At 50.5% G+C, this 22064-nt stretch carries 15 protein-coding genes and 2 tRNA genes; 8 read left to right on the top strand and 9 right to left on the bottom strand.

Features of this window, described 5'->3' with window-relative positions; all coding sequences use genetic code 11:
• The 4 genes from ABDZ76_RS03795 (at position 1) to ABDZ76_RS03810 (ending at position 3758) form a co-directional block, all read left to right on the top strand.
• Positions 1-903, top strand: coding sequence for an ABC transporter ATP-binding protein (locus ABDZ76_RS03795; protein ID WP_343801533.1), 903 nt, complete (start codon positions 1-3; stop codon positions 901-903).
• Between the two features lie 26 nt (positions 904-929).
• Positions 930-1829 (top strand): ABC transporter permease, encoded by a 900-nt coding sequence (locus tag ABDZ76_RS03800; protein WP_374844554.1) that lies wholly within the window; start codon positions 930-932, stop codon positions 1827-1829.
• Positions 1826-2686 carry an ABC transporter permease gene (locus ABDZ76_RS03805; protein ID WP_343801539.1) on the top strand — a complete coding sequence of 287 codons (861 nt, stop codon included), beginning with the start codon at positions 1826-1828 and terminating at the stop codon, positions 2684-2686. Before ABDZ76_RS03800 ends, ABDZ76_RS03805 begins: the two co-directional genes overlap by 4 nt.
• A gap of 64 nt (positions 2687-2750) precedes the next feature.
• Positions 2751-3758 carry an ABC transporter substrate-binding protein gene (locus tag ABDZ76_RS03810; protein WP_343801542.1) on the top strand — a complete coding sequence of 336 codons (1008 nt, stop codon included), beginning with the start codon at positions 2751-2753 and terminating at the stop codon, positions 3756-3758.
• Between the two features lie 79 nt (positions 3759-3837).
• Here ABDZ76_RS03810 and ABDZ76_RS03815 read toward each other — a convergent pair whose 3' ends face one another.
• Together ABDZ76_RS03815 and ABDZ76_RS03820 are read right to left on the bottom strand one after the other, a co-directional pair.
• Positions 3838-6999 carry an efflux RND transporter permease subunit gene (locus ABDZ76_RS03815; protein ID WP_343801545.1) on the bottom strand — a complete coding sequence of 1054 codons (3162 nt, stop codon included), beginning with the start codon at positions 6997-6999 and terminating at the stop codon, positions 3838-3840.
• Between the two features lie 11 nt (positions 7000-7010).
• Complete coding sequence (locus ABDZ76_RS03820) at positions 7011-8144, bottom strand: efflux RND transporter periplasmic adaptor subunit (protein WP_343801548.1); 1134 nt, start codon at positions 8142-8144, stop codon at positions 7011-7013.
• Between the two features lie 301 nt (positions 8145-8445).
• Between ABDZ76_RS03820 and ABDZ76_RS03825 the strand changes: the two genes are divergently transcribed.
• The 3 genes from ABDZ76_RS03825 (at position 8446) to ABDZ76_RS03835 (ending at position 10355) form a co-directional block, all read left to right on the top strand.
• Complete coding sequence (locus ABDZ76_RS03825) at positions 8446-9969, top strand: sensor histidine kinase (protein WP_343801551.1); 1524 nt, start codon at positions 8446-8448, stop codon at positions 9967-9969.
• Positions 9970-10154: 185 nt separating this feature from the next.
• Positions 10155-10231, top strand: a tRNA-Arg gene (locus tag ABDZ76_RS03830).
• Positions 10232-10278: 47 nt separating this feature from the next.
• A tRNA-Arg gene (locus ABDZ76_RS03835) sits at positions 10279-10355 on the top strand.
• A gap of 129 nt (positions 10356-10484) precedes the next feature.
• Here ABDZ76_RS03835 and ABDZ76_RS03840 read toward each other — a convergent pair.
• The 5 genes from ABDZ76_RS03840 to ABDZ76_RS03860 form a co-directional block, all read right to left on the bottom strand.
• Positions 10485-11726 carry an FAD-dependent oxidoreductase gene (locus ABDZ76_RS03840; protein WP_343801554.1) on the bottom strand — a complete coding sequence of 414 codons (1242 nt, stop codon included), beginning with the start codon at positions 11724-11726 and terminating at the stop codon, positions 10485-10487.
• A gap of 158 nt (positions 11727-11884) precedes the next feature.
• Complete coding sequence (locus ABDZ76_RS03845; RefSeq protein WP_343801557.1) at positions 11885-13156, bottom strand: ABC transporter permease; 1272 nt, start codon at positions 13154-13156, stop codon at positions 11885-11887.
• Positions 13149-13814, bottom strand: coding sequence for an ABC transporter ATP-binding protein (locus ABDZ76_RS03850; RefSeq protein ID WP_343801560.1), 666 nt, complete (start codon positions 13812-13814; stop codon positions 13149-13151). Before ABDZ76_RS03850 ends, ABDZ76_RS03845 begins: the two co-directional genes overlap by 8 nt.
• A 1-nt stretch (position 13815) precedes the next feature.
• Positions 13816-14268 carry a twin-arginine translocation signal domain-containing protein gene (locus tag ABDZ76_RS03855; protein ID WP_374844555.1) on the bottom strand — a complete coding sequence of 151 codons (453 nt, stop codon included), beginning with the start codon at positions 14266-14268 and terminating at the stop codon, positions 13816-13818.
• Positions 14269-14370: 102 nt separating this feature from the next.
• Positions 14371-16140 carry an alkaline phosphatase gene (locus ABDZ76_RS03860; protein ID WP_343803020.1) on the bottom strand — a complete coding sequence of 590 codons (1770 nt, stop codon included), beginning with the start codon at positions 16138-16140 and terminating at the stop codon, positions 14371-14373.
• Positions 16141-16527: 387 nt separating this feature from the next.
• On the opposite strand from ABDZ76_RS03860, the gene ABDZ76_RS03865 reads away from it, so the two are divergent.
• Positions 16528-17793 carry a Glu/Leu/Phe/Val family dehydrogenase gene (locus ABDZ76_RS03865; protein WP_343801566.1) on the top strand — a complete coding sequence of 422 codons (1266 nt, stop codon included), beginning with the start codon at positions 16528-16530 and terminating at the stop codon, positions 17791-17793.
• 95 nt (positions 17794-17888) lie between these two features.
• On the opposite strand, the gene ABDZ76_RS03870 is transcribed toward ABDZ76_RS03865, so the two are convergent.
• Entirely contained in the window at positions 17889-19013 is a 1125-nt protein-coding gene (locus ABDZ76_RS03870) for a ribonucleotide-diphosphate reductase subunit beta (RefSeq protein ID WP_343801569.1), read from the bottom strand.
• Positions 19014-19102: 89 nt separating this feature from the next.
• Entirely contained in the window at positions 19103-21970 is a 2868-nt protein-coding gene (locus ABDZ76_RS03875; protein WP_343801572.1) for a ribonucleoside-diphosphate reductase subunit alpha, read from the bottom strand.
• Positions 21971-22064 lie beyond the last annotated feature (94 nt).

The following is a 22064-nucleotide window of genomic DNA, read 5'->3' on the forward strand; positions in this document are numbered from 1 at the left end:
ATGAACAGACCGCAATCTGATGCACAGCTTCGGGAAGCGATCATGATGACAGAATATCAATCAGCTCCCACAGGAGCTCAAAAAAGCAGCCATATTCATGGCGCATCCCAAGCTGGGGAATGCGTCATTGATATTAAAAAGCTCTCGCTTGTTTTTGAAACCAATGACGGGCCGGTTCAGGCCCTCTCCGACATTAACCTCCATGTTAACCGTGGTGAGTTTGTTTCTTTCATCGGCCCTTCGGGCTGCGGGAAAACCACGCTCATGCGGGTGGTGGCTGATCTGGAAAAGCCAAGCTCCGGCACCATCACCGTCAATGGTATGACACCGGAGCAGGCACGATTAAAGCGCAGCTACGGCTATGTATTTCAGGCCGCAGCCCTTTTTCCATGGCGAACGATCGAAGATAATATCGCCCTGCCGCTGGAGGTGATGAAATTCAGCTCCACGGACAAGAAAGAAAGGATCAGAAAAAATCTTGATCTGGTCAATCTTTCAGGCTTTGGCAAAAAATATCCGTGGCAATTATCAGGAGGCATGCAACAGCGTGCCTCTATTGCCAGAGCCCTGTCTTTTGATCCGGATATGTTGCTGATGGACGAGCCTTTTGGCGCGTTGGACGAAATTGTGCGTGATCATCTCAACGAACAATTGCTGAAGCTTTGGGCGGCAACTAAGAAAACCGTCATTTTTGTCACGCACTCCATTCCGGAAGCTGTGTTTCTGTCGACAAAAATCGTTGTTATGAGCCCGCGACCGGGGCGCATTCATGAAATTATTGATTGCGATCTGGGGCCGGATCGTCCGCTGGAAATTCGTGAATCTGAGGCTTTCTTAAAAATTGCCCATCAGGTTCGGGAAGGTCTGCGGCTGGGACACTCTTATGATGAGGTGCACTCTTGAGCAGTAAACCACATCTGAGCTCCCGGATCTTCGGATCAAATTATTTCAGGGATCGTTTCTTTCCTGTCCTCGTCGTGTTGGCCGCCATTATCCTTATCTGGTATATAATGGCGGCCTTTTTGAATGCGCCTTTTGAACGGGATCAGGCCGAGCGAGCCGGTGCTGAGATCAGCACCTCCATGGTGATTAAAAACACCATGAATCAAGCACGTCCTGTATTACCCACTCCGCACCAAGTGGCGGCAGAAGTTTGGAAAACAGTTTTCGAAGTAAAGCCGAGCTCTAAGCGCAGCCTTATCTATCATGGCTGGGTGACGCTTTCTTCAACACTTTTAGGGTTCGTCTTCGGCTCATTACTCGGCATTTTGCTGGCAGTTGGCATTGTTCATTCGCGCACGCTGGATAAAAGCCTGATGCCATGGATTATCACTTCGCAGACCATTCCTATTCTGGCCATCGCGCCAATGATTATTGTCGTCCTTAATGCTATCGGCATATCCGGCCTACTGCCAAAAGCTATCATTTCCACCTATCTGTCCTTTTTCCCTGTCGCGGTCGGCATGGTGAAAGGGTTAAGATCGCCGGATGTAATGCATACGGATTTGATGCGCACCTATAATGCCTCCAACACACAAGTGTTTTGGAAGCTTCGCTGGCCGACAGCCCTGCCCTATCTTTTCACTTCCATGCAAATTGCCGTGGCTATCAGCCTTGTTGGTGCCATTGTCGGTGAATTGCCAACCGGTGCGGTGGCAGGTCTTGGGGCGCGTTTGCTGGCAGGCTCTTATTACGGGCAAACCGTGCAAATCTGGGCAGCATTGGTGGTGGCAGCTATCATGGCGGCAGCTCTTGTCGCGCTTGTCGGCATTGCCGCCCATTACGTCAACAAACGTATGGGGCTTAAGCCGGAAAGGGCAGCGGCATGATCAAACCTCTACTCTTTTTATTATTCCTGATTGTTGTCTCATGGTTTTCGGTCAAATGGCTGGCAAGCCTGCGCTCGTCGTCACGGCAAGGACAGCGCTTGCTCGACATTGCCGTGCCAACGCTTTTCGGCATCTGGATGCTGGTTTTTTGGGAAGCAACGGTCAGAGGATTTGAAATCCCTGCCGTTTTATTGCCAGCGCCTTCGATGATCTGGGAGCGCATCAGCAATTCAGTGCCGATCCTGTGGGCAGACTTCCGCCAGACCTATCTTAAGGCGGTGATTGCCGGTTATGTGATGGGCTGTGGTGCTGGTTTTATCACCGCTATTCTGGTGGATCGCATACCATTTTTGCGCCAAGGCTTATTGCCGATCGGCAATCTGGTGGCGGCATTGCCTATTGTCGGCGTTGCCCCCATAATGGTGATGTGGTTTGGCTTTGACTGGCAATCGAAAGCAGCGGTTGTGATCATCATGACCTTCTTTCCGATGCTGGTTAACACTGTGGCAGGGCTTGCTGCCGCAGGCTCGATGGAACGGGATATGATGCGAACATATGGTTCATCATATTGGCAATCCTTGTTTAAACTGCGCTTACCCGCAGCCATGCCTTTTATTTTCAATGCTTTGAAAATCAATTCCACCCTCGCCCTGATCGGCGCGATTGTGGCCGAATTTTTCGGCACACCAGTCGTCGGCATGGGTTTCCGTATATCAGCAGAAATCGGGAGAATGAATGTTGATATGGTTTGGGCGGAAATATTCGTCGCAGCGCTTGCCGGTTCGATTTCCTACGGGCTGCTGGCATTGCTCGAGCGACGCGTGACCTTCTGGCATTCTTCGTACAGGAGAGGCTGAAGCATGACAAAAAACGGCATCCGCCAAACATAAGGCGGAGCCGCAACCAGAGGAGAACTAAAAAATGAAAAAAATATTCGCAAAAACGCTGGGCGCTGTGGGAGCAACCGGCTTTGTCTTGTCTTTGATGGCGGGTTCGGCACTGGCTGCCGACAAGCTGACCTTGCAGCTTAAATGGGTAACGCAAGGACAGTTCGCCGGCTACTATGTCGCTAAAGATAAAGGCTTCTATGAAGAAGAAGATCTCGACGTGGAAATCAAACCGGGCGGCCCCGATGTGGCACCGCCGCAGGTGATTGCCGGTGGTGGCGCGGATGTGGTGGTGGATTGGCTGCCATCTGCCTTGGCAACGCGTGAAAAAGGTGTGCCACTTGTCAATATTGCCCAACCTTACAAAAAGTCGGGCATGATGCTGACCTGCCGTAAAGACACCAATATTACCAAGCCGGAAGATTTCCGCGGTCGTACTTTGGGCGTCTGGTTTGGCGGCAATGAATATCCGTTTCTGTCATGGATGAGCCATCTGAAAATTCCGACCGAAGGCGGTAAAGATGGCGTCATCGTGCTCAAACAGGGCTTCAACGTCGACCCGCTCATTCAAAAGCAGGCCGATTGCATTTCCACCATGACCTATAATGAATATTGGCAGGTGATTGATGCCGGTATTCCGGCGGATCAGCTGGTTGTCTTCCCTTATGAAGACCAAGGCGTTGCCACGCTGGAAGACGGCCTTTATGTGCTGGAAAAAAGCCTTGAAGATCCGGCAATGGTCAACAAGCTTGCCCGTTTTGTCCGCGCTTCCATGAAGGGCTGGAAATATGCCGCTGAAAACCCGAAAGAAGCCGGTGAAATCATTGTAGAAAATGACTCATCCGGTGCGCAGACTGTCGAAGTGCAAGAGCGCATGATTGCGGAAATCGGCAAGCTTCTGGATGATACCGGAACCCTTGATACCGCAGCCGCAGAACGTACTGTCGATACATTGCTGGGTGGCACGTCGGATCCGGTGATTACCAAACGTCCGGAAGGTGCATGGACATCAAAAGTAACCGACGCGATGAAAGAGCTTTAAGCGATCATCCTATTTAAAAACGAAACCGCGGCGGATGAAACCATCCGCCGCGGTTTTTATTTGTTTATCGGTTAAAAGCCTATTCGCCTTTTTGTTCAGCCACTGCCGCATGGCGCAGCTCATCATCAAGCCGCGCAGCCTCCTGCGCTTTTGGCTTAACAAAACGACCAAGCAACAGATAGGCAACCGGTGTCACAAAAAGCGTTGCAAAAGTTGCAAGACCAAGACCACCCACAATCACCCAGCCAAGCGAAATACGCGCTTCCGCACCGGCACCCGATGCCATCACGAGCGGCACACCACCCAAAACACCGCAAATCATTGTCATACAGACAGGACGCAAACGAATATTGGAGGCTTCTTCGATTGCCTCGCGCAATTGATAGCCACGATCCCGCAACTGGTCGGCAAATTCGACGATCAGAATACCGTTTTTCGCCATGATACCAACCAGCAAGACCAAGCCGATCTGACTATACACATTGAGATTGGTGCCCGTCAGCAGCATCGCCACCACCGCACAACCTAAGCCCAACGGCACGGTAGCCATCACAATCACCGCACTGATGAAGCTTTCAAACTGTGCCGCCAACACCAACAAAATGATGACAATTGCAAAGCCGAAAACCAGCATCAAGCCCTGGGATGTTTCATCCAGCGTACTTGCTTCAGCAAGCGGAATGATGTGTGAACCGGCAGGCAGCAGAGGATCAGCAACAGTCAGAGCTGTCTGATATGCATTACCGAGGGCAAAATCATCCCGCAAGCCAGTGGTGATCGAAACCGAGCGCATCCGCTCTTCACGGTTCAACTGCGGCGGAACGGCTTTTTCTTCAATATCAACAATGGATGCCATCGGCACATAGCGACCATCCGATGTTTTGAGGAAGATATTTTCCAGATCAGTCGGATCATCTACCGGATGGGTCGTCGAAACAAGCTTCACGTCAAAGCTGCGATCCCCCACATAAACCGAGCCGATTTTACGCCCGTCAAGCATTGCCTGTACGGCATTGGCAAGACCGGTAATATCAATCCCTAAATCCGAGGCGCGTTCACGATTAATGGTAATCGACAATTGCGGCTGTGTCGGTTCAACCGACAAACGCGGCTGATCAAAGCGCGGATCTTTTTCCAGTTCACGCACAATAGCCTGCGCCGATTGCTGCAATTTTTCATAATCATTGCCGAGAATTGCAAATTGCAAACCGCTGCCCGCACCACGAATACCAAGGCTGTTTGGCTGCATTGAGAAAATACGCGCACCGGTAATGCCACGCATACGGGCATTGGCATCAGCCATGATTTCCTGCTGGCTGCGGCTGCGTTTATCCCACGGCGCTAATGTCAGCACCACGAAACCACTATTGGATGAACCAAAACTGCCGGAGATTGCATAAGTGGTGAGAATTTCACCGCTCTCACGCAACGGGCGCAATGCAACTTCCACCTTGTCCATCTGCTCGCGCAAGAAATCAACACTGATGCCTTGCGGGCCAGTAACACGCAGCATGGCAGCAGAGCGATCTTCGCTCGGCGTTAATTCCTGACGGATTTGCGTATAGCCGATATAGCTGAAGCTTGCGAAAATAACCGACAGCAACACAATGGCAAAAGGCACATTGAGACAGAAACGCAAAGAAACACGATAAAGATTGCTTAATGCACCACCGATTTTACGAACAATACCGGGGGCTTTCTCATGTTCTTCTCCACCATTGCCCTGCTTTAAAAAGCGCGACGCCAGCATCGGGCAAAGGGTCAGCGCAACAACACCTGAAAGCAGCACGGCAATTGCCAGCACAAAACCAAATTCGCGGAACAGACCGCCAGCCTGCCCCGGCAAAAATGAAATCGGCACGAAAACCGCAACCAGTGTCAGGGTTGTAGCAATGACCGCAAAAAACACTTCCTGTGTACCAAGCACAGCAGCAGCGCGTGGCCCAAGCCCTAGATTGCGGCGGCGCACGATATTTTCCAGCACTACAATCGCATCATCCACCACCAGCCCCGTGGCCAGCACCAGCGCCAGAAGCGTAATAATATTGATGGAGAAACCTGCCAGATAAACGGCTGCCACCGTACCAATCAAAGCCACCGGCAGCGACACCGCAGGAATAATGGTGGCGCGCATATCCCACAAGAAAACGAAAATCACCAGCACCACAATGATACCGGAAATAATCAACGCCAAAATCACTTCATGAATAGCGCCGTTAATAAAGGTAGCGTCATCACTGGTTACGCTGATTTCAATGCCTTCCGGCAGCGTATCTTTCAGGTTTTCAACTGCGGCACGCACACCTTCGGAAATATCCAGCGTGTTGGATTGCGCTTGGCGCACAATACCAAGGCCAATGGCAGTTTTGCCGTTAGAGCGCACTTCAGAGGTAATAATATCCGGCCCAAGGGTTACCGTTGCCACATCGCGCAATTTAGTGCGGTCATTGAGGCTGATATTTTCAAAACCTTCCGGTGTGGTTACGTTAGCGGTTGCCCGCACCACAATAGACTGATCGCTGCTGCGCAAAGAACCGGCGGGCGCATCAAGCGCCATTGATGCCAGCGCCTTGGTGATATCGGCAATGGTCAGGCCATAACTGGCCAGCCGCCCCTGATGAATATCAATGCGGAAAATCTTGTCACGGTCACCGTTGATCTGCACATCGGCAACACCCGGCACAGCCGAAAGCACATCGGTGATCTGATCATCGACCAGCACCGTCATGTCATCAATTGACATTGTCTCTGACGTTACCGCCAGACGCATCACCGCATCAGCATTGGCATCCGCTTTAATAATACGCGAGGCGTCCGCTTCTTCAGGCAGCGAGTTGACAATACGCGAAATCGCATCGCGCATATCGGCGGCAGCCACGTTGAGATCAACGCCATCATTAAACTCAACCGTGACACGGCTGCGTCCAAATGACGAGTTTGAAGAGATCGCCTTCACACCGGAAACGCGCGCAACTGCATTTTCAATCACCTGCGTCAGCTGACGGTCAATTGTTTCAGCCGAAGCGCCACGAAACTCGGTACTGATCGTCACGACAGGGCGATCAACATCCGGCAATTCACGAATATCAATACCGGAAAAAGCCGCAAGACCGGCAACAATAATCAAAATATTGAGCACCAGCGCCGATACCGGACGACGGATAAACAAAGCCGTTAAGCCGCCGGTATTATGACCGCTCGTATTATGCTCTGGAGCTGAGGGGGATTTTAATTCACTCAATGATTTTACCCTCAGTCTGCTTTTGGCGCTTGGGCGGCAGCAGCATTCTTAATGCTCACCTGCATGCCGTTGCGCAATGCCTGCACACCTTCGGTAACAATCGCATCACCGACAGTAAGGGCGCCTGTCACCAAAACACTGGCCGAATTGCGCTGCACAATAGTAACCGGCACTTGCTCGGCTTTATCGTCTTTTACGCGCCAAACATAAGCACCTTCCGCACCCCATTGGATGGAAAGCGGGCTGACAGACGGATATTCATCGCCCGGAAAAAGCATGGTGGTGGAGAAAGACATCCCCGCCAATAGCTGATTACGGGGATTTTCAAACACGCCGCGCACGCGCATGGTGCGGCTTGCTTCATCCAGCATATTATCAATTTCGACAATCTGCCCGTCATAAACCTGCCCCGGCAAAGCGGTGGATTCTGCCTGCATCTTCTGGCCGATTTTAATCTGTGGCACAAAACGTTCCGGCACATAAATATCGATCAGCACTTTGGATGTATCATCAAGACGTGCCAGCACGGTTTGCGCTGTCACATAGTTGCCCGCATCCACCGGCAAAATACCAACAGTACCGGAAATTGGCGCTGTAACCGTGCGGCGCGAAAGTGCAAGTTCTGCATCCTGCACGGTCAAACGCGCATTGGCGACAGCCAGTTCTGCGGTTATTTCCTGCACCTGTGTTGCCGTATTGGTTTTGCGCAAGCGCACAATACGTTCCAGCGTATTTTCCAGATCTTTCAAAACTGTCTTGGCTTTTGCCAAAATAATTTCTTCGCTTTCAGCATCAAGCTCGGCAATCACATCACCGGCCTTTAAAACCTGACCGGCCTTCACTTTGAGCGACATTAAAGTGCCGCTTGTATAAGGTGTGACCGAAACTGTCTGAAAAGCACGAAGCGAACCAATCGCTTCCAAACGACCATTGACGATGTCGCTTCGCGCAGGCTCGATGACAACAAGCGTTGCGCCACGTTGCCCGCCACCTTGTCCGCCACCCTGACGAGGCCCCGACCCTTGTGCATTTGCAGCCGCAGGGGCGCTGTCTGAGCCGGCCTGTTTGTTTTTATACACAAACCAGCCTGCCGCAGCGGCAATAATAATCAGCAGACAAATGGTTAGCTGCTTCCACAATTTCATTCGTAACCCCGGCGTAAAATGCAAAATAGCCGTTTAAAACGGCGCACAATTAATTGTCTCTACAAAATGCACGCTGAAAACGTCTAGTCCAATTAAACTTCTGTAATGCGAAACAAAGCCTCACCTGAAGCAGGGTCAGATATGGTAAGTGCAAAAATATGACCTATATATAAAAAAAGCATATTCTTGCCAAAATACCCTGCTCAAACACTGGCTCAGACTCAGCTCTTGTCGTAAACTATCCCTCGGCGGCTTTCATACCGCAACTTGCATTATACAATTGTGACTATGAAAGTTCAGCATGGCTTCAGAACCAGCGCACACTCATCTGACTGAAGGCTACGAGCCTGACTTGAGCACAGCGGCGCAACCTGCAGCTATTGCAGCCGACATCCCTGCTCAACAGCCAACGGCCAGAATGAAACGTCCTTCATTTTTCCAGCGTCTGAGCAACAAATTTCTGCTGATGACCATGCTTGCCGTGCTGGTTGCCGAAATTCTGATTTTTATCCCTTCCACTGCCAGCATGCGCATGCGCTGGCTGACCAATCTTCTCGATACTGTCGCCCCTGTGGCACTTGTGCTGGAAGATGAAAAAGATCAGATCAGATCGCGCGACTCGCAGGATAAAATCCTTTATGCCACCAATAGCAAATCCATCAGTATTACCACGGACGGGCAAACATCCGTGCTGGCCACCAGCGCGCAACCTTTCATCGTTGATGCCAATGTAAATCCACGCCAAACAAGTGAATCACAAGCGATCTGGGATGCATTTGCCACGCTTTTTGATTCAACCGAACGCAATCTGCGCGTTACCAGCACAATCCCCAACACCGACAAAACACTGGAAATTGTCATTTCCAGCCAGCCATTGCGCAGTGCGCTGCTGGTTTATGCCCGCTATGTCGCTATCATCTCTTTGCTGATTTCGATCATGGCAGCGGGTTTCATTTATCTCATTATCCATGAAATGCTGCTGCGCCCTGTGATCCGCATGCATCGCGATATGATCAGCTTTGCCGAAAAACCGGATGATCCGAGCCGCATCATTTTGCCCGAACAGCGACAAGATGAACTCGGCATTGCCCAGCAGCAACTGGCGCTGATGCAAACCAATTTGCAGCAGACCTATACGGAGCGCAAACATTTAGCTGACCTCGGCATGGCTGTTTCAAAGATTAATCATGACATGCGCAACATTCTGGCATCCGCACAATTGATGTCGGATAGTCTGGCAGAGGTGAAAGATCCGGCGGTCAAGCGTTTTGCCCCCCGCCTTATCCGCACATTAAGCCGTGCCATCAGCTATTCCGAAAGTGTGGTCGCTTACGGGCGCACCAAAGAAGCAGCGCCCAATCCGCGCCGCACCGTGCTGCACTCTATCGTGCAGGACGTGGAAGATGTCATTAATAGCGATAATCTGCACAATATCAGCTTCATCAATGAAGTGCCGGATGACTTCATCCTGACAACAGATGATGAGCAGCTTTTCCGCATCCTTACCAATCTTTGCCGCAATGCGATGCAGGCGCTGCAAAGCATGCCTGATCCGATTGGCGAAGAGGATTTCAAAAAGCAAATCACCGTGCAGGCCACCACCGCTGACAATCAAATCTTCATTGATGTTCGTGACAATGGCCCCGGCCTTTCGCCCAAAGCCAAAGAGAACCTTTTCACCGCTTTTCGTGGCTCAACCCGCAATGATGGCACGGGATTAGGCTTAGTGATTGTGCAGGATCTGGTTCGCGCTAATGGCGGCGAGATTCTCTATTGTGAAGACAGCCAACCCGGTGCGCATTTCAGAATTATTTTACCTGCATAAGCTGCCATGCAAGTTTGCCCACAAGCAAAGCCTTAAGAACCTGACTAATTTCAATATTTTATCAGTTATGTGCATTTTTTTCATTTAGGTGCTTGCATTTAAATTCGATCCGGATTACCTACCGCAAGCACTCTTCAATGAGAGATAATAATGATTTCTCTTTGAAAAGTCACTTTAAGTGATAAGCGCCCGTAGCTCAGCTGGATAGAGCACCAGACTACGAATCTGGGGGTCAGAGGTTCGAATCCTTTCGGGCGCGCCATTCACTTAAAATCATAAAGGCAAGATCATCTTTCCTTTTTAAATGTTGCGCCCGTAGCTCAGCTGGATAGAGCACCAGACTACGAATCTGGGGGTCAGAGGTTCGAATCCTTTCGGGCGCGCCATTTAACACCAAATCCCCTCTTTTCTTTTGATACACTTATTAAGCAAGCATGCTTTCGCTTTATGAAAAAGCAATGCACCCCTTTGCCCGTAATCATATCAGGCAAAAGGGCTGATGGGTTTAAGCGCTATTAGGGTGTTTTGAATAAAGAACTGCGCAATTTTTCGCGGCGCACGCCCATGCCCACCAACCGGCCGGCCAAATGAGCCAGAATCGGCCATCGCGCTATTCCTTTGACAAAAGCCGGCGGGCCACTGCGCTTAACCTCGCTGTTTTGGCGTTTCCTGCTGCTTGATTGCATCATCAGCTGAATTTTCTGAATGGCTTTTGTGGGAAAAGCACGACGCTTTTCAACCTGCATCAAATGCCGGTCGGTAAGTTTTCCTTTGCGCAAAGGAACCGCCAGAATATTAGCCGCTGCAACCGCATCCTGTATCGCCAGATTAACCCCGAACCCGCCAATCGGCGACATGGCATGTGCCGCATCACCGATGCACAACAGGCCGGAGCGCCACCAGCGGTTCAGACGGTCGATGCGGATGGAAAGCAGATGCACATCATCCCATGAAGTGATTTCTTCCACCCGATCAGGCGAAAGCGGTGAAACTTCCGCCACAGCCTGACGAAAAGCATCCAGCCCTTTTTCTTTCACTTGAGCAAAACTGCCCTTGCGCACCACATAGCCGCATTGCCAATATTCACCGCGATCCACCATCACAAAACCCTGACGGGGGCCGCCATGCCCCATCGTATAGGGTGGGTCTTCAGGCTTATGTGAAAGCTTGATCCACAACACATCGCTTGGCGCCCCAAAGCTGGTGCTTTCCAGCCCTGCTTTTGCGCGCACCAATGAATTGCGCCCGTCTGCACCAACCACCAAAGGAGCGCTTACCTGTAAGCTGCCTTCCGGTATCGCAGCCACCAGTCCTTCAATACGGCCATTATTTTCGATTAAATCCGTCACCGCCGCCGACATCACCAGCCGAAAATTCGGCAGTTTATTGGCTTCACGCGCCAGAAAATCCAAAAAATCCCATTGCGGCATGAAAGCAATAAAGCGGCATTTGACCGGCAGGCGAGAGAAATCAGCAATGGTTACATTCTGCCCGCCAATTTCGGCATGAAGTTTGGGCGCTTGTGTATGCGGCACTTTCAAAAGCTCATCCAGAAGATCGAGCTTGTCGATAATATCAAGTGTGGAAGGATGCACCGTATCACCGCGAAAATCGCGCAGGAAATCAGGGTGTTTTTCCAAAACAGCAACATCAACACCAGCACGTGCCAGCAACAGGCCAAGCATCAAACCACCCGGCCCCGAACCAGCGATCACACATTGCGTGGTGATGGTTTGCACAGCCCCTGATTGTTGCATGATCGCTCTCCTGCCCTGCCAGCATATAGTCGGAATACGAATGAAAGAGCGCCATTACTGATGGCACCCTTTTATTCTATACCCTATAAATCAAGTTTTCGATTATTAAATACAAGAAAACTTTATCAGGCAGTTAGACATCAGTCCGATGCAAACCGTCAACCGCGCAAAGCAGTTACCGGCGATTGACGATAAGCCATTAATGCAGGCAGCAAACCGATCACGGAAGCACCAATCAGCATGATGATCATACCATTGAGATCTTGCATTTCAAAAGAGACCGGCATGGAAAAACCGCTGGACTGCGTGACAATGCGCGACATCATTTTGGAAGCCGCAAAGCCCAGTGCAAATCCGGCAACAATTCCTGCACCCAGCAAAATGGCAATTTCTGACCAAACCAGCGTGAAGATTTTACCCCGTGATGCACCAAGAGCGCGCAAGGCCCCGATTTGGCGGCGACGTTCGCCGATATGCAGCAGCGCCACAAAAATCAAAGCACAGGCAATCAACACCTGCGTTCCCAACGCGACAAACATCAGGATTGATTTGGCGTTGCCCAGCATCCCGTAAAGATTGGTGAGCACTTCAGCCGGAAAGACTGCCGTTGTGCCATTGCCACGATATTCTTGTCTCAGTTTATAGGCATCTGCGATGGTTTTTGGCTTAACTATAATTGCCGGAACCCCTGCTGCTCCATGTTCAAAACTGGTTTGCAGCGTTTCATCGCCATGATCGTGATCGTGCCCATCATCATGATCAGCATGCGCGGCATGTTCTTCTGCCGTTTCCTCCTCATGCACGTCATGATCATGATGATGGTCATGCTCCATACCATGCACGGCCCAGACCGCTTCAATCGGCACTAAAATTGCATTGTCCCAAGCGCCACCTGTTGGCGCCATACGACCAACCATTTTATAGGCAATTTCATTATGATGATGACCGCCCTCACCTGCATTTCCATGCAATGGCACCATCTGTGTGTCAGCACGCACATCCACATTAGCACCGACAACGGCCTCATTGTGAGTGGCAAACATTTGTCCTGATGCCAGTTTCGGGCTCAGCGTTTCAACCAGTTTTGAAGTTGTGCCGATAATCGGATAGTTTTTATAGCTGTCACCAAAACCAACCGGTGCCGCCCATGCCACACGCGGATCTTGGCTTAATTTTTCCAACACATTGCCATCCATCAATGGCAGCAATGATGTCTGCAGGAAAACCGATGACAGCACCAATTGCGTTTCACTGGCGGCAGCCCCAATCACCAGATCAAAATGATCGGCAGCACGCGCACTGCCAAGGCGCAAAGCACGCTCCTGCAAAGTAACAGCGACACTCAAAGCCGTCGCAAATGCAACCAGCAACATCAATGCCAAAGCACCCAGCCAATGGCGTTTTAAATCTGCGGCGATAAATCTAAACATCAGAGATAATTCTCCCCGCAGAGAGGTTGATATTACGTGCTAATCTGGACGTCAGCCGGTCATCATGCGAAGCAATGATGGTGGTGCATTTCTCCTGCACCGCCAGTTCCAGAATAAGACTGCCGACGGAAGCACCATTTTCCTTATCCAGACTGGCTGTCGGCTCATCCGCAATGATGATGGCAGGTTTGCGCAGCAAGGCACGGGCAATTGCCACACGCTGCATTTCCCCGCGCGACATCAGCTGCACGGGTTGATCCGGCCGCTTCAGCCCCACCCGCTCCAGCAATTCATGGGCGCGGATCGCCGCTTGCTTATCCGCACCTCCGGCCAGACGCAGCGGCAGCAGAATATTTTCCAGCGCCGGCAAACCGTCAAAGAGATAAAAATCCTGCATGATAAGGCCGATATGTTGCCCCCGCCAGCGATCAGCCGCGGTTTCAGACAACTGATTGATGACCTGCTCACCCCAGCGCACCACGCCTTTTTGCGGGCGGGCAAGGCCGCTGATAATATTGATAAAAGTACTTTTACCCGAACCGGACGCACCGGTGAGCCCCACCACCGCACCATTGGCAATGTCCAAATGGTCAATTTGCAAAGCGGGTTCGGAAAGCCCTTTAAAATTCACACTGATATTTTCTAAAACCAGCTGCATATCAAGCAACCTTATAGCGTGCATCACGTAAACGCAGCAGGCTGACAAAACCGGTTTCCGGGTCTGTCCACGAGCCGACTTCCAGTTTTCCTGTCACTTCAATCAAGGTTGAAGGCTGCACAAAGGTTTGTTTTTTGTCGAGATAGACCACCAGAATATTGTCCGGCCAATCCGCATCGGATGAGCAGAAAGGGCAGATCGACATCGGAATTTCGGTAAGCACAAAAAAGTCGGCTTCGGCTTTCAAAGGAGGCGCCATGAAGCCGCCCATCACCACTTTTTCGCCGTTGAGGGATTTGACCTTTTCAGAAAATTCCAAGCCCAGCACGCTCACCTTACTGTAAAGCTCGGCAAAACTTAAATTGCCCGTGGCCGCCTGCGCCTGCGGCAGGCCCGACGCGACACAGGCCAAAGGTGCAGCGCTCAAAAGTTTCAAAAAATCACGACGCGGCATTGTTGATGAAAATGGCAGTGTTGGTAAAAATGACATGGCTCACCCCTTAAAAGTCAAATGCCGGAAATTGCTTTCCGGCATTTTTTTCATCCAAACTCAGGCTTATTTCTTATCCGCGCCAAGAGCGAAGACTTCGGCCAGAATTTTGTAAACGTCGCTCTGTTCCATATAGCCACGGAAAAGATCGGCACCGGCACCACTTGCCTGCAACACAACGTCATCGACCGAGTGAACACCTGTATCATCGGAGCGCGGGATATTGCCTTCACGGAAGACAGCGCCCGGAATGTCCTTATAGGCTTCGTTGGCGACATATTCGTTCTTCTCGTTTTTGATCGCCGGAACAAAAGGATTATCCAGCTTCGGACGGAAGGTTTCGTAATAGTCAGGGAAGTTGTTGGAGAAGATCGCCAGACGCGGGTTCACATCCACGTTGTCCGGATAGCCGTCACCATTGCTGTCAACGTAATTGGTAAAGCCAGCTTTTTCATAAGTACCGACTTTTTCACGCATTTCGGTGCCCGGCTTATTATCATCGATCGTACCGATGATGGACACGCCATGGGTATGGTCACCGGTTACAACAACCATTGTGTCCGGATTGTTCTTGGCAAATTCCTGTGCCAGACCAACAACCTTGTCAAACTCGATTGTGTCGTAAACTGCGCGTTCCCAGTCAAGCGGATGGGACATCTTGTCGACATTTGCCGCTTCAACCATCAGGAAGAAACCTTCCTTATTCTGGGAGAGCTTTTTCAAGGCAATGTCGGCCATTTCAACTAGACCCGGCTGATCAGGGAATTTATCCATCGTTCCCTTTTTCAGCATATTGCGATCCATCGCAGTGTCCATATTGCCGGTATGGAACAGGCCGAGCAGCTTGTCGCCTTCAGCAGATGCGGCCTTTTCAAGCTCTTCCTTGCTGGTTGCCAAGGCATAACCTGCATCTTTGAACTCTTTGATATAGTCTTTATCGTCTTTGCGCTTGGAACCCGGCACTTCCTTATTGAGGAAGTAGGCAGAACCACCGCCCAACAATACATCAGGCTTCACATCAAACAACATGCCGGTGATTTCGGCTTTATCAGCGCGACGGCGGGTGTGCGAAGCCACAGCTGCCGGTGTTGCATCCTGCAATTCTGACGTGGTGACAATACCGATGGATTTGCCGGTTTGACGGCGCAGTGCTTCACTAATATTTTCAACGCGCGGATCATCAAGGCTGTCCGGTGTACGGTCAGCATAAACACCAAGCGCATTGATCGCAGTTTTATGACCCGTCATATAGGCTGACATGGTGTTGGCGCTGTCGGTGGCAATCGAATTGGTGGCTGATGTACCGATGAAAGCCATATATTGCAGATCATCCATATTGAGACGACCATTGGCCTTACCTTCGCTCATGCCCTTAGACATGATGCGGGCACCGGTGCGGTGGGCAACGGACAAACCATCAGCGACAAGGAAGATCACGTTTTTGGCTTTAGGTGCATCCGAAGTGCCGTAAACATCCCAAGTAACGCTTTTCTTGTCATTTCCGGCCTGCACTTCGATGGTGTAAGCACCGGCTTTCGGCAAAGCCAAAGAGCGCAGAATAACAGCCGAGCCCAGATCTTTATCTGATGCGTCTTTTTCTGCAGCAATAAATTCAACATCTTTGCCGAAAACAGCTTTGTAATCTTCGCCGTTGACCGTGATTTTCACGTCATCCGCTTTGACGACATTGTCGAATTCCACTTTGAAATCAAAAGGCGAACCGGCAAGAATCGTTGCACGGTCAAGCGGATACACCGTTGCTGCCTGCGATGCAGTTGCAATAAGTGTAGCCGACAGAACTGTCGTGGCAGAGAGTAATTTAACAAGTTGACGCATGGTTTTATCAAACCCCTTTAGCGGATGTTTTCCCGGCCACAGATCGGAACCATCTTTGGTTCCACCCCTTTGCATGCCGGAAAAGCCCCAATTGTAATCGTCGTAAAGACCTTGAGAGGACAATGAGTACGGGGGGATTGTTAGCCAGCCATTATGACAGTGCTTTGTATAAATCATGACAGATTGATTAAATCTGGCTTGGACAAGTCATGATTTCGACTGATGCGAAAATCACACAATATTTCAGAAAAATTTAAAAAATGAGTACTGACAATAAAAAATAGGACAACAGTGCTGTCCTTTTTTCTTTCCTTTTGTTGCGTAAAAGTGCATATAGGGGTTCCAAAAATATATTTTCATAACGCCATACGCAAGAAAGGTGATTTCGTGTCACAGGACAATCTTCTTGAAAATGCATTAGTGCGGCTGGATGAGGCTGCAAGCCATATTAATATCGACGCGGATGTGATCGAAAAATTGAAATTCGCGCGCGAGACCATGAAAGTACGTTTGATGATCCGTATGGATGACGGATCACGCAAATCATTCCTTGCATGGCGCTGCCGTTATGATGATACCCGCGGCCCAACCAAAGGCGGCATCCGTTACCATCCGGATGCAACAGCTGAAGAAGTTGAGACGCTTGCTTTCTGGATGACCTTCAAATGCGCCGTGATGAACCTGCCTTATGGCGGTGGTAAGGGTGCTATTCAGGTTGATCCGCGTAAATTGTCCAAAGCTGAGTTGGAACGTCTCTCCCGCGCTTATATTCAGGCCTTTGCCGGAATTCTGGGCCCAGACCGTGATATTCCGGCACCGGATGTCTATACCAACTCAATGATCATGGGTTGGATGGCTGACGAATATTCACAAATCGTCGACCAGCACTCACCGGCAGTGATCACCGGCAAGCCATTGGCACTGGGCGGTTCGCTTGGTCGTGATGATGCAACGGCACGCGGTGGCTACTATCTCGTGCGTCATCTGGCTGGTGATTTAGGTCTTGCCAGCAATTTGCGTGTGGCCATTCAGGGCTTTGGTAATGCCGGCCAGCATATGGCACGTCTTTTCAGCGCCGATGGCCACAAGATCACCGCTGTTTCCGACTCGGAAGGTGCAGTTCAGTGCGCCGAAGGTTTGAACCTGAAAAGCCTCTTTGCTGCCAAAGCGGAAGGCAAGTCAGTTGTTTCCACCGTTGGCCAGCATGGTCACAAGGCCATGACACCGGCTGAACTGGTGGCTGCTGATTGTGATGTTCTGGTGCCGTCCGCCATGGAAAACATGGTGCATGAAGGCAATGCAGCAACCATCAAAGCCAAGCTGATTGTCGAGCTGGCCAATGGCCCGCTCACCGCTGAAGCTGATGAAATTCTGGCGAAAAAAGGCGTGATTGTTCTGCCTGACATTCTGGCCAATGCCGGTGGTGTAACCGTTTCTTACTTTGAATGGGTACAAAACAAGCAGGGCTATTACTGGACTTTGGAAGAAATCCATCAGCGCCTCCAGAGCATCATGGAACGCGAAGGCCGTGCAATCTGGGAACTGTCAAAAGAGAAAAAATTCTCACTGCGCACCGGTGCTTATGTCCACGCATTGTTGCGTTTGGCACAGGCCATTGAAGCGCACGGCACCCAGAGCGACTTTATTGCTTAAAATTCCTCCCACAGACGAACAAGTCTGACCAAAAAAAGCCCCGCCGATCAACTGACCGGCGGGGCTTTTCTTTATTCAAATCAGATCGATAAATATCAATCCCAGTTCAAAGCGCCGCCGTTTTGATATTCGATCACACGGGTCTCAAAGAAGTTTTTCTCCTTCTTCAGATCCATTGTTTCCGACATCCAAGGAAACGGATTATCCGCTTCAGGGAACACGGCTTCCAAGCCCAGCTGTGCACAACGACGGTTGGCGATGAAGTGCATATACTGCTCACAAAGCGCAGCATTCAGCCCCAGCAAACCGTTCGGCATGGTGTCGCGGCCATAGGCTGCTTCCAGTTCTGCCGCATCACGCAACATGTCGCGCACTTCTTCCTGGAACTCTTTTGTCCAGAGATGCGGGTTCTCATGCTTGATCTGGTTGATAACGTCGATACCAAAATTCATATGGATCGATTCATCACGCAGAATGTACTGATATTGCTCGGCAATACCGACCATCTTGTTGCGGCGGCCAAGAGACAGAAGCTGCGCAAAACCGGTATAGAACCACATGCCTTCAAACACGACATAGAACGCAATCAGATCGCGCAGGAAGTCACGGTCAGCTTCCGGTGTACCGGTTTTAAATTCGGCATTGTCCAGATTGCGGGTGTAATTAAGCGCCCATGCAGCCTTATCGGTGATCGATGGTACCTCACGGTACATGTTGAACAATTCACCTTCATCAAGCCCCAGACTTTCCACGATATACTGGAAAGTATGGGTATGAACGGCTTCTTCAAACGCCTGACGCAGCAAATATTGGCGGCATTCAGGGTTGGTCAGGTGACGGTAAATCGCCAGCACGATATTGTTTGCAACCAGACTTTCGGATGCTGCGAAGAAACCTAAGTTACGCTTGAGCATCAGGCGTTCATCGTCGGTCAGGCCGTCTTTAGATTTCCACAATGCAATATCTGCCTGCATGGAAACTTCGGTCGGCATCCAGTGATTGTTACAACCGGCCAGATATTTTTCCCATGCCCATTTATATTTCAGCGGCAGCAGCTGGTTAACGTCAGCGCGTGCATTAATCATGCGCTTTTCATCAACCGTTACACGTGCCGCGTTACGCTCAATCGAGCCCAGACCCGTTGCATCGGCAGACAAATCTGCCTCTGAGGCGACAGATGTGCTGTTCTTTTCGGTCTCTGACCAATCGAGATTAGACATTATAAAACCCTTTCAAATAGGGATGAAACAAAGAAAAGTGATCAGTATCAGCCCGTTACCGGCCAAGTGCTGGCCGGTAACGACTTCTATTACTGACAAGCTTCACAAGTTGGATCATCAATAGAACAAGCGCGCACATCGGATGCCGGAATGCTCTGCATCGGTGCGGCAGACACCGCATTCAGCTTGCCATCCGTACCCTTCAATGTGGATTTTTCCACATGTGTTGCAGAGCGGGATCGCAGGTAATAAGTGGTTTTCAGGCCGCGATACCATGCAAGGCGATACAATTCGTCGAGCTTCTTACCGCTTGGATTAGCGATATAAAGATTGAGCGACTGCCCCTGATCAATCCACTTCTGACGACGGCTTGCAGCTTCGATCAGCCACGCTGTGTCGATTTCAAAAGCCGTTGCATAAAGTGCTTTCAGATCATCCGGAATACGATCGATCTGACCGATGCTGCCATCGAAATATTTCAGATCAGAGATCATTACTTCGTCCCACAGACCGCGGGCTTTCAGATCACGGATAAGACCGGCATTCACCACTGTGAAGTCACCCGACATGTTCGATTTAACAAACAGATTCTGATAAGCAGGCTCGATGGACTGCGACACGCCGCAAATATTGGAAATGGTTGCAGTCGGAGCAATTGCCATACAGTTGGAGTTGCGCATACCAATGGTTTTGACGCGTTCGCGCAGAGCATTCCAATCCAGTGTTTCGTCATAATTGAGCTTCATGCTCTCTAAATTATTATGAGCACGTGCATCAGACAGCATACGCAGAGAGTCGATTGGCAAAATGCCTTTTGACCAAAGCGAACCTTCATAGCTCTGATAGCTGCCACGTTCTGCTGCCAGATTAACGGATGCAGAAATCGCATGATAGGAAATGGCTTCCATGCTCTGATCGGCAAATTTGATCGCTTCATCCGACGCATAAGGCAGACGCAAAATCTGCAATGCATCCTGGAAGCCCATCAGTCCCAGACCAACCGGACGGTGACGCAGGTTTGAGCGGCGTGCTTCCGGAATGGTATAGAAATTGATGTCCACCACATTGTCGAGCATACGCATAGCGGTTGCTACAGTGCGCTCCAGACGTGCCTGATCAATGCCTTCCGGTGTTGTGTGCGCTGCCAGATTGACAGAACCCAGATTACAAACCGCAACTTCATCATTCGATGTGTTGAGCGTAATTTCGGTGCAGAGATTGGATGAATGCACCACGCCAGCATGCTGCTGCGGCGAACGGATATTGCACGGGTCTTTGAAGGTGATCCAAGGATGGCCGGTTTCAAACAGCATCGTCAGCATACGACGCCACAGGTCTTTGGCCTTCAATGTGCGGTAAACTTTAATGCCGCCTTTAGCCGCTTTCTGCTCATAGGCTTCATAAGCATATTTGAAGGCCGGACCATAAAGATCATGCAGATCAGGGGTTTCATCCGGCGAGAACAATGTCCAGTCACCGTCTTTTTCCACGCGTTCCATAAACAGATCAGGCACCCAGTTGGCCGTGTTCATATCATGGGTACGACGACGGTCATCACCGGTGTTTTTACGAAGATCCAAAAACTCTTCGATGTCGATATGCCATGTTTCCAAATATGCGCAGACAGCACCCTTGCGCTTGCCACCCTGATTAACCGCAATGGCCGTATCATTGGCAACTTTCAGGAATGGAACAACACCCTGACTTTCGCCATTGGTGCCTTTGATGCGTGCACCAAGGCCGCGCACACGGCTCCAGTCATTGCCCAGTCCGCCGGAATATTTAGCCAGAAGCGCATTGTCTTTAACGCTTTTGAAAATACCGTCGAGATCATCCGGAACAGTGGTCAGGAAGCAGGAAGAGAGCTGCGGACGACGTGTGCCGGCATTAAACAATGTTGGCGTTGAAGCCATGAAATCAAAGCTTGAAAGCAGATTATAGAACTCGATCGCCTTCGCTTCGCGTTCTTCTTCACGTAAGGAAAGCCCCATGGCAACACGCATAAAGAAAGCTTGCGGCAGCTCAAAACGCTTGTTTTGAACATGCAGGAAGTAGCGGTCATAAAGGGTTTGCAGACCTAAATAATCAAATTGCAGATCACGATCCGGCTGAATGGCTGCGGCCATGCGATCAAGATCAAACAGCGCCAATTCCGGATCAAGCTGATCGGCATCAATACCCACACGGATGTAGGATTTCAGATAGTTCGGGTAAAGCTCGCACATCTGCTTGTGGGTTGCTTCGCGCGGGGAGCCTTCAACAAAGGTCAGCACTTCACGGCGCAGCTTATCCAGCAAAAGGCGGGCACTGACCTTGGAATAGTCAGGCTCGGTTTCAATCAGAGTACGCGCAGCCAAAATAGGTGCAAGCGCCAGCTCATCCTGTGTGATGCCGCTATAAAGATTGCGTTTTGTTTCGGTAAGAATGGCTTCCGATGAAACTGAAGACAGACCTGCACATGCCTCTTCTACAACATGTTTGAGGCGAGCTTCATCAAGCGGCACCAGTTGACCGCTGGCGCTCTTCATCTGCAATTGCGGTATTGCCTGCGGATTTTGTGCCACTTGTTCGGCACGTTCGCGCGCACGTTCTTCACGATAGAGCACATAAGCGCGCGCCACTTTATGATGGCCACCGCGCATCAATGCCAGCTCAACCTGATCCTGAATATCTTCAATATGGAAAGTACGGCCTGCCGTTGCATGGCGAGTAAGACCAGCAACAATAGCTTCAGAAAGCTCGGCAACCACATCATGAACACGGCGCGATGAAGCAGCACTGGTGCCTTCGACCGCAAGAAAAGCTTTTTGCAGCGCAACAGCAATTTTATCACCTGCAAAAGGTGTCACTGATCCGTTGCGACGGATAACCTGATAGCCCGGTTCGGAATCATTAGCTGCGTTTACGACAGAAAAAGCGTCGCCGTCAGCAGGCTCACGTGAGATAGAAGTCGACATTGGCTTACCCCAATTTTTGTTGGGGGCAAGGTCAAACGGATGCATGCATGAAAGAGAGCGCAAGGCTAATGCCTGCTCTGTTGCCAGCACACCA

Origin of the sequence: Paenochrobactrum glaciei (genome assembly GCF_039522165.1) — a bacterium.
GTDB lineage: Bacteria > Pseudomonadota > Alphaproteobacteria > Rhizobiales > Rhizobiaceae > Paenochrobactrum > Paenochrobactrum glaciei.

What these genes read in the sequence shown, in the direction of transcription:
- ABDZ76_RS03810 (WP_343801542.1), top strand. Translation starts at nt 2,751, where the DNA reads ATGAAAAAAATATTCGCAAAAACGCTGGGCGCTGTGGGAGCAACCGGC.
- ABDZ76_RS03795 (WP_343801533.1), top strand. Translation starts at nt 1, where the DNA reads ATGAACAGACCGCAATCTGATGCACAGCTTCGGGAAGCGATCATGATG.
- ABDZ76_RS03875 (WP_343801572.1), bottom strand. Translation starts at nt 21,970, where the DNA reads ATGTCGACTTCTATCTCACGTGAGCCTGCTGACGGCGACGCTTTTTCT.
- ABDZ76_RS03840 (WP_343801554.1), bottom strand. Translation starts at nt 11,726, where the DNA reads ATGCAACAATCAGGGGCTGTGCAAACCATCACCACGCAATGTGTGATC.
- ABDZ76_RS03820 (WP_343801548.1), bottom strand. Translation starts at nt 8,144, where the DNA reads ATGAAATTGTGGAAGCAGCTAACCATTTGTCTGCTGATTATTATTGCC.
- ABDZ76_RS03855 (WP_374844555.1), bottom strand. Translation starts at nt 14,268, where the DNA reads ATGCCGCGTCGTGATTTTTTGAAACTTTTGAGCGCTGCACCTTTGGCC.
- ABDZ76_RS03805 (WP_343801539.1), top strand. Translation starts at nt 1,826, where the DNA reads ATGATCAAACCTCTACTCTTTTTATTATTCCTGATTGTTGTCTCATGG.
- ABDZ76_RS03850 (WP_343801560.1), bottom strand. Translation starts at nt 13,814, where the DNA reads ATGCAGCTGGTTTTAGAAAATATCAGTGTGAATTTTAAAGGGCTTTCC.
- ABDZ76_RS03845 (WP_343801557.1), bottom strand. Translation starts at nt 13,156, where the DNA reads ATGTTTAGATTTATCGCCGCAGATTTAAAACGCCATTGGCTGGGTGCT.
- ABDZ76_RS03860 (WP_343803020.1), bottom strand. Translation starts at nt 16,140, where the DNA reads ATGCGTCAACTTGTTAAATTACTCTCTGCCACGACAGTTCTGTCGGCT.
- ABDZ76_RS03870 (WP_343801569.1), bottom strand. Translation starts at nt 19,013, where the DNA reads ATGTCTAATCTCGATTGGTCAGAGACCGAAAAGAACAGCACATCTGTC.
- ABDZ76_RS03825 (WP_343801551.1), top strand. Translation starts at nt 8,446, where the DNA reads ATGGCTTCAGAACCAGCGCACACTCATCTGACTGAAGGCTACGAGCCT.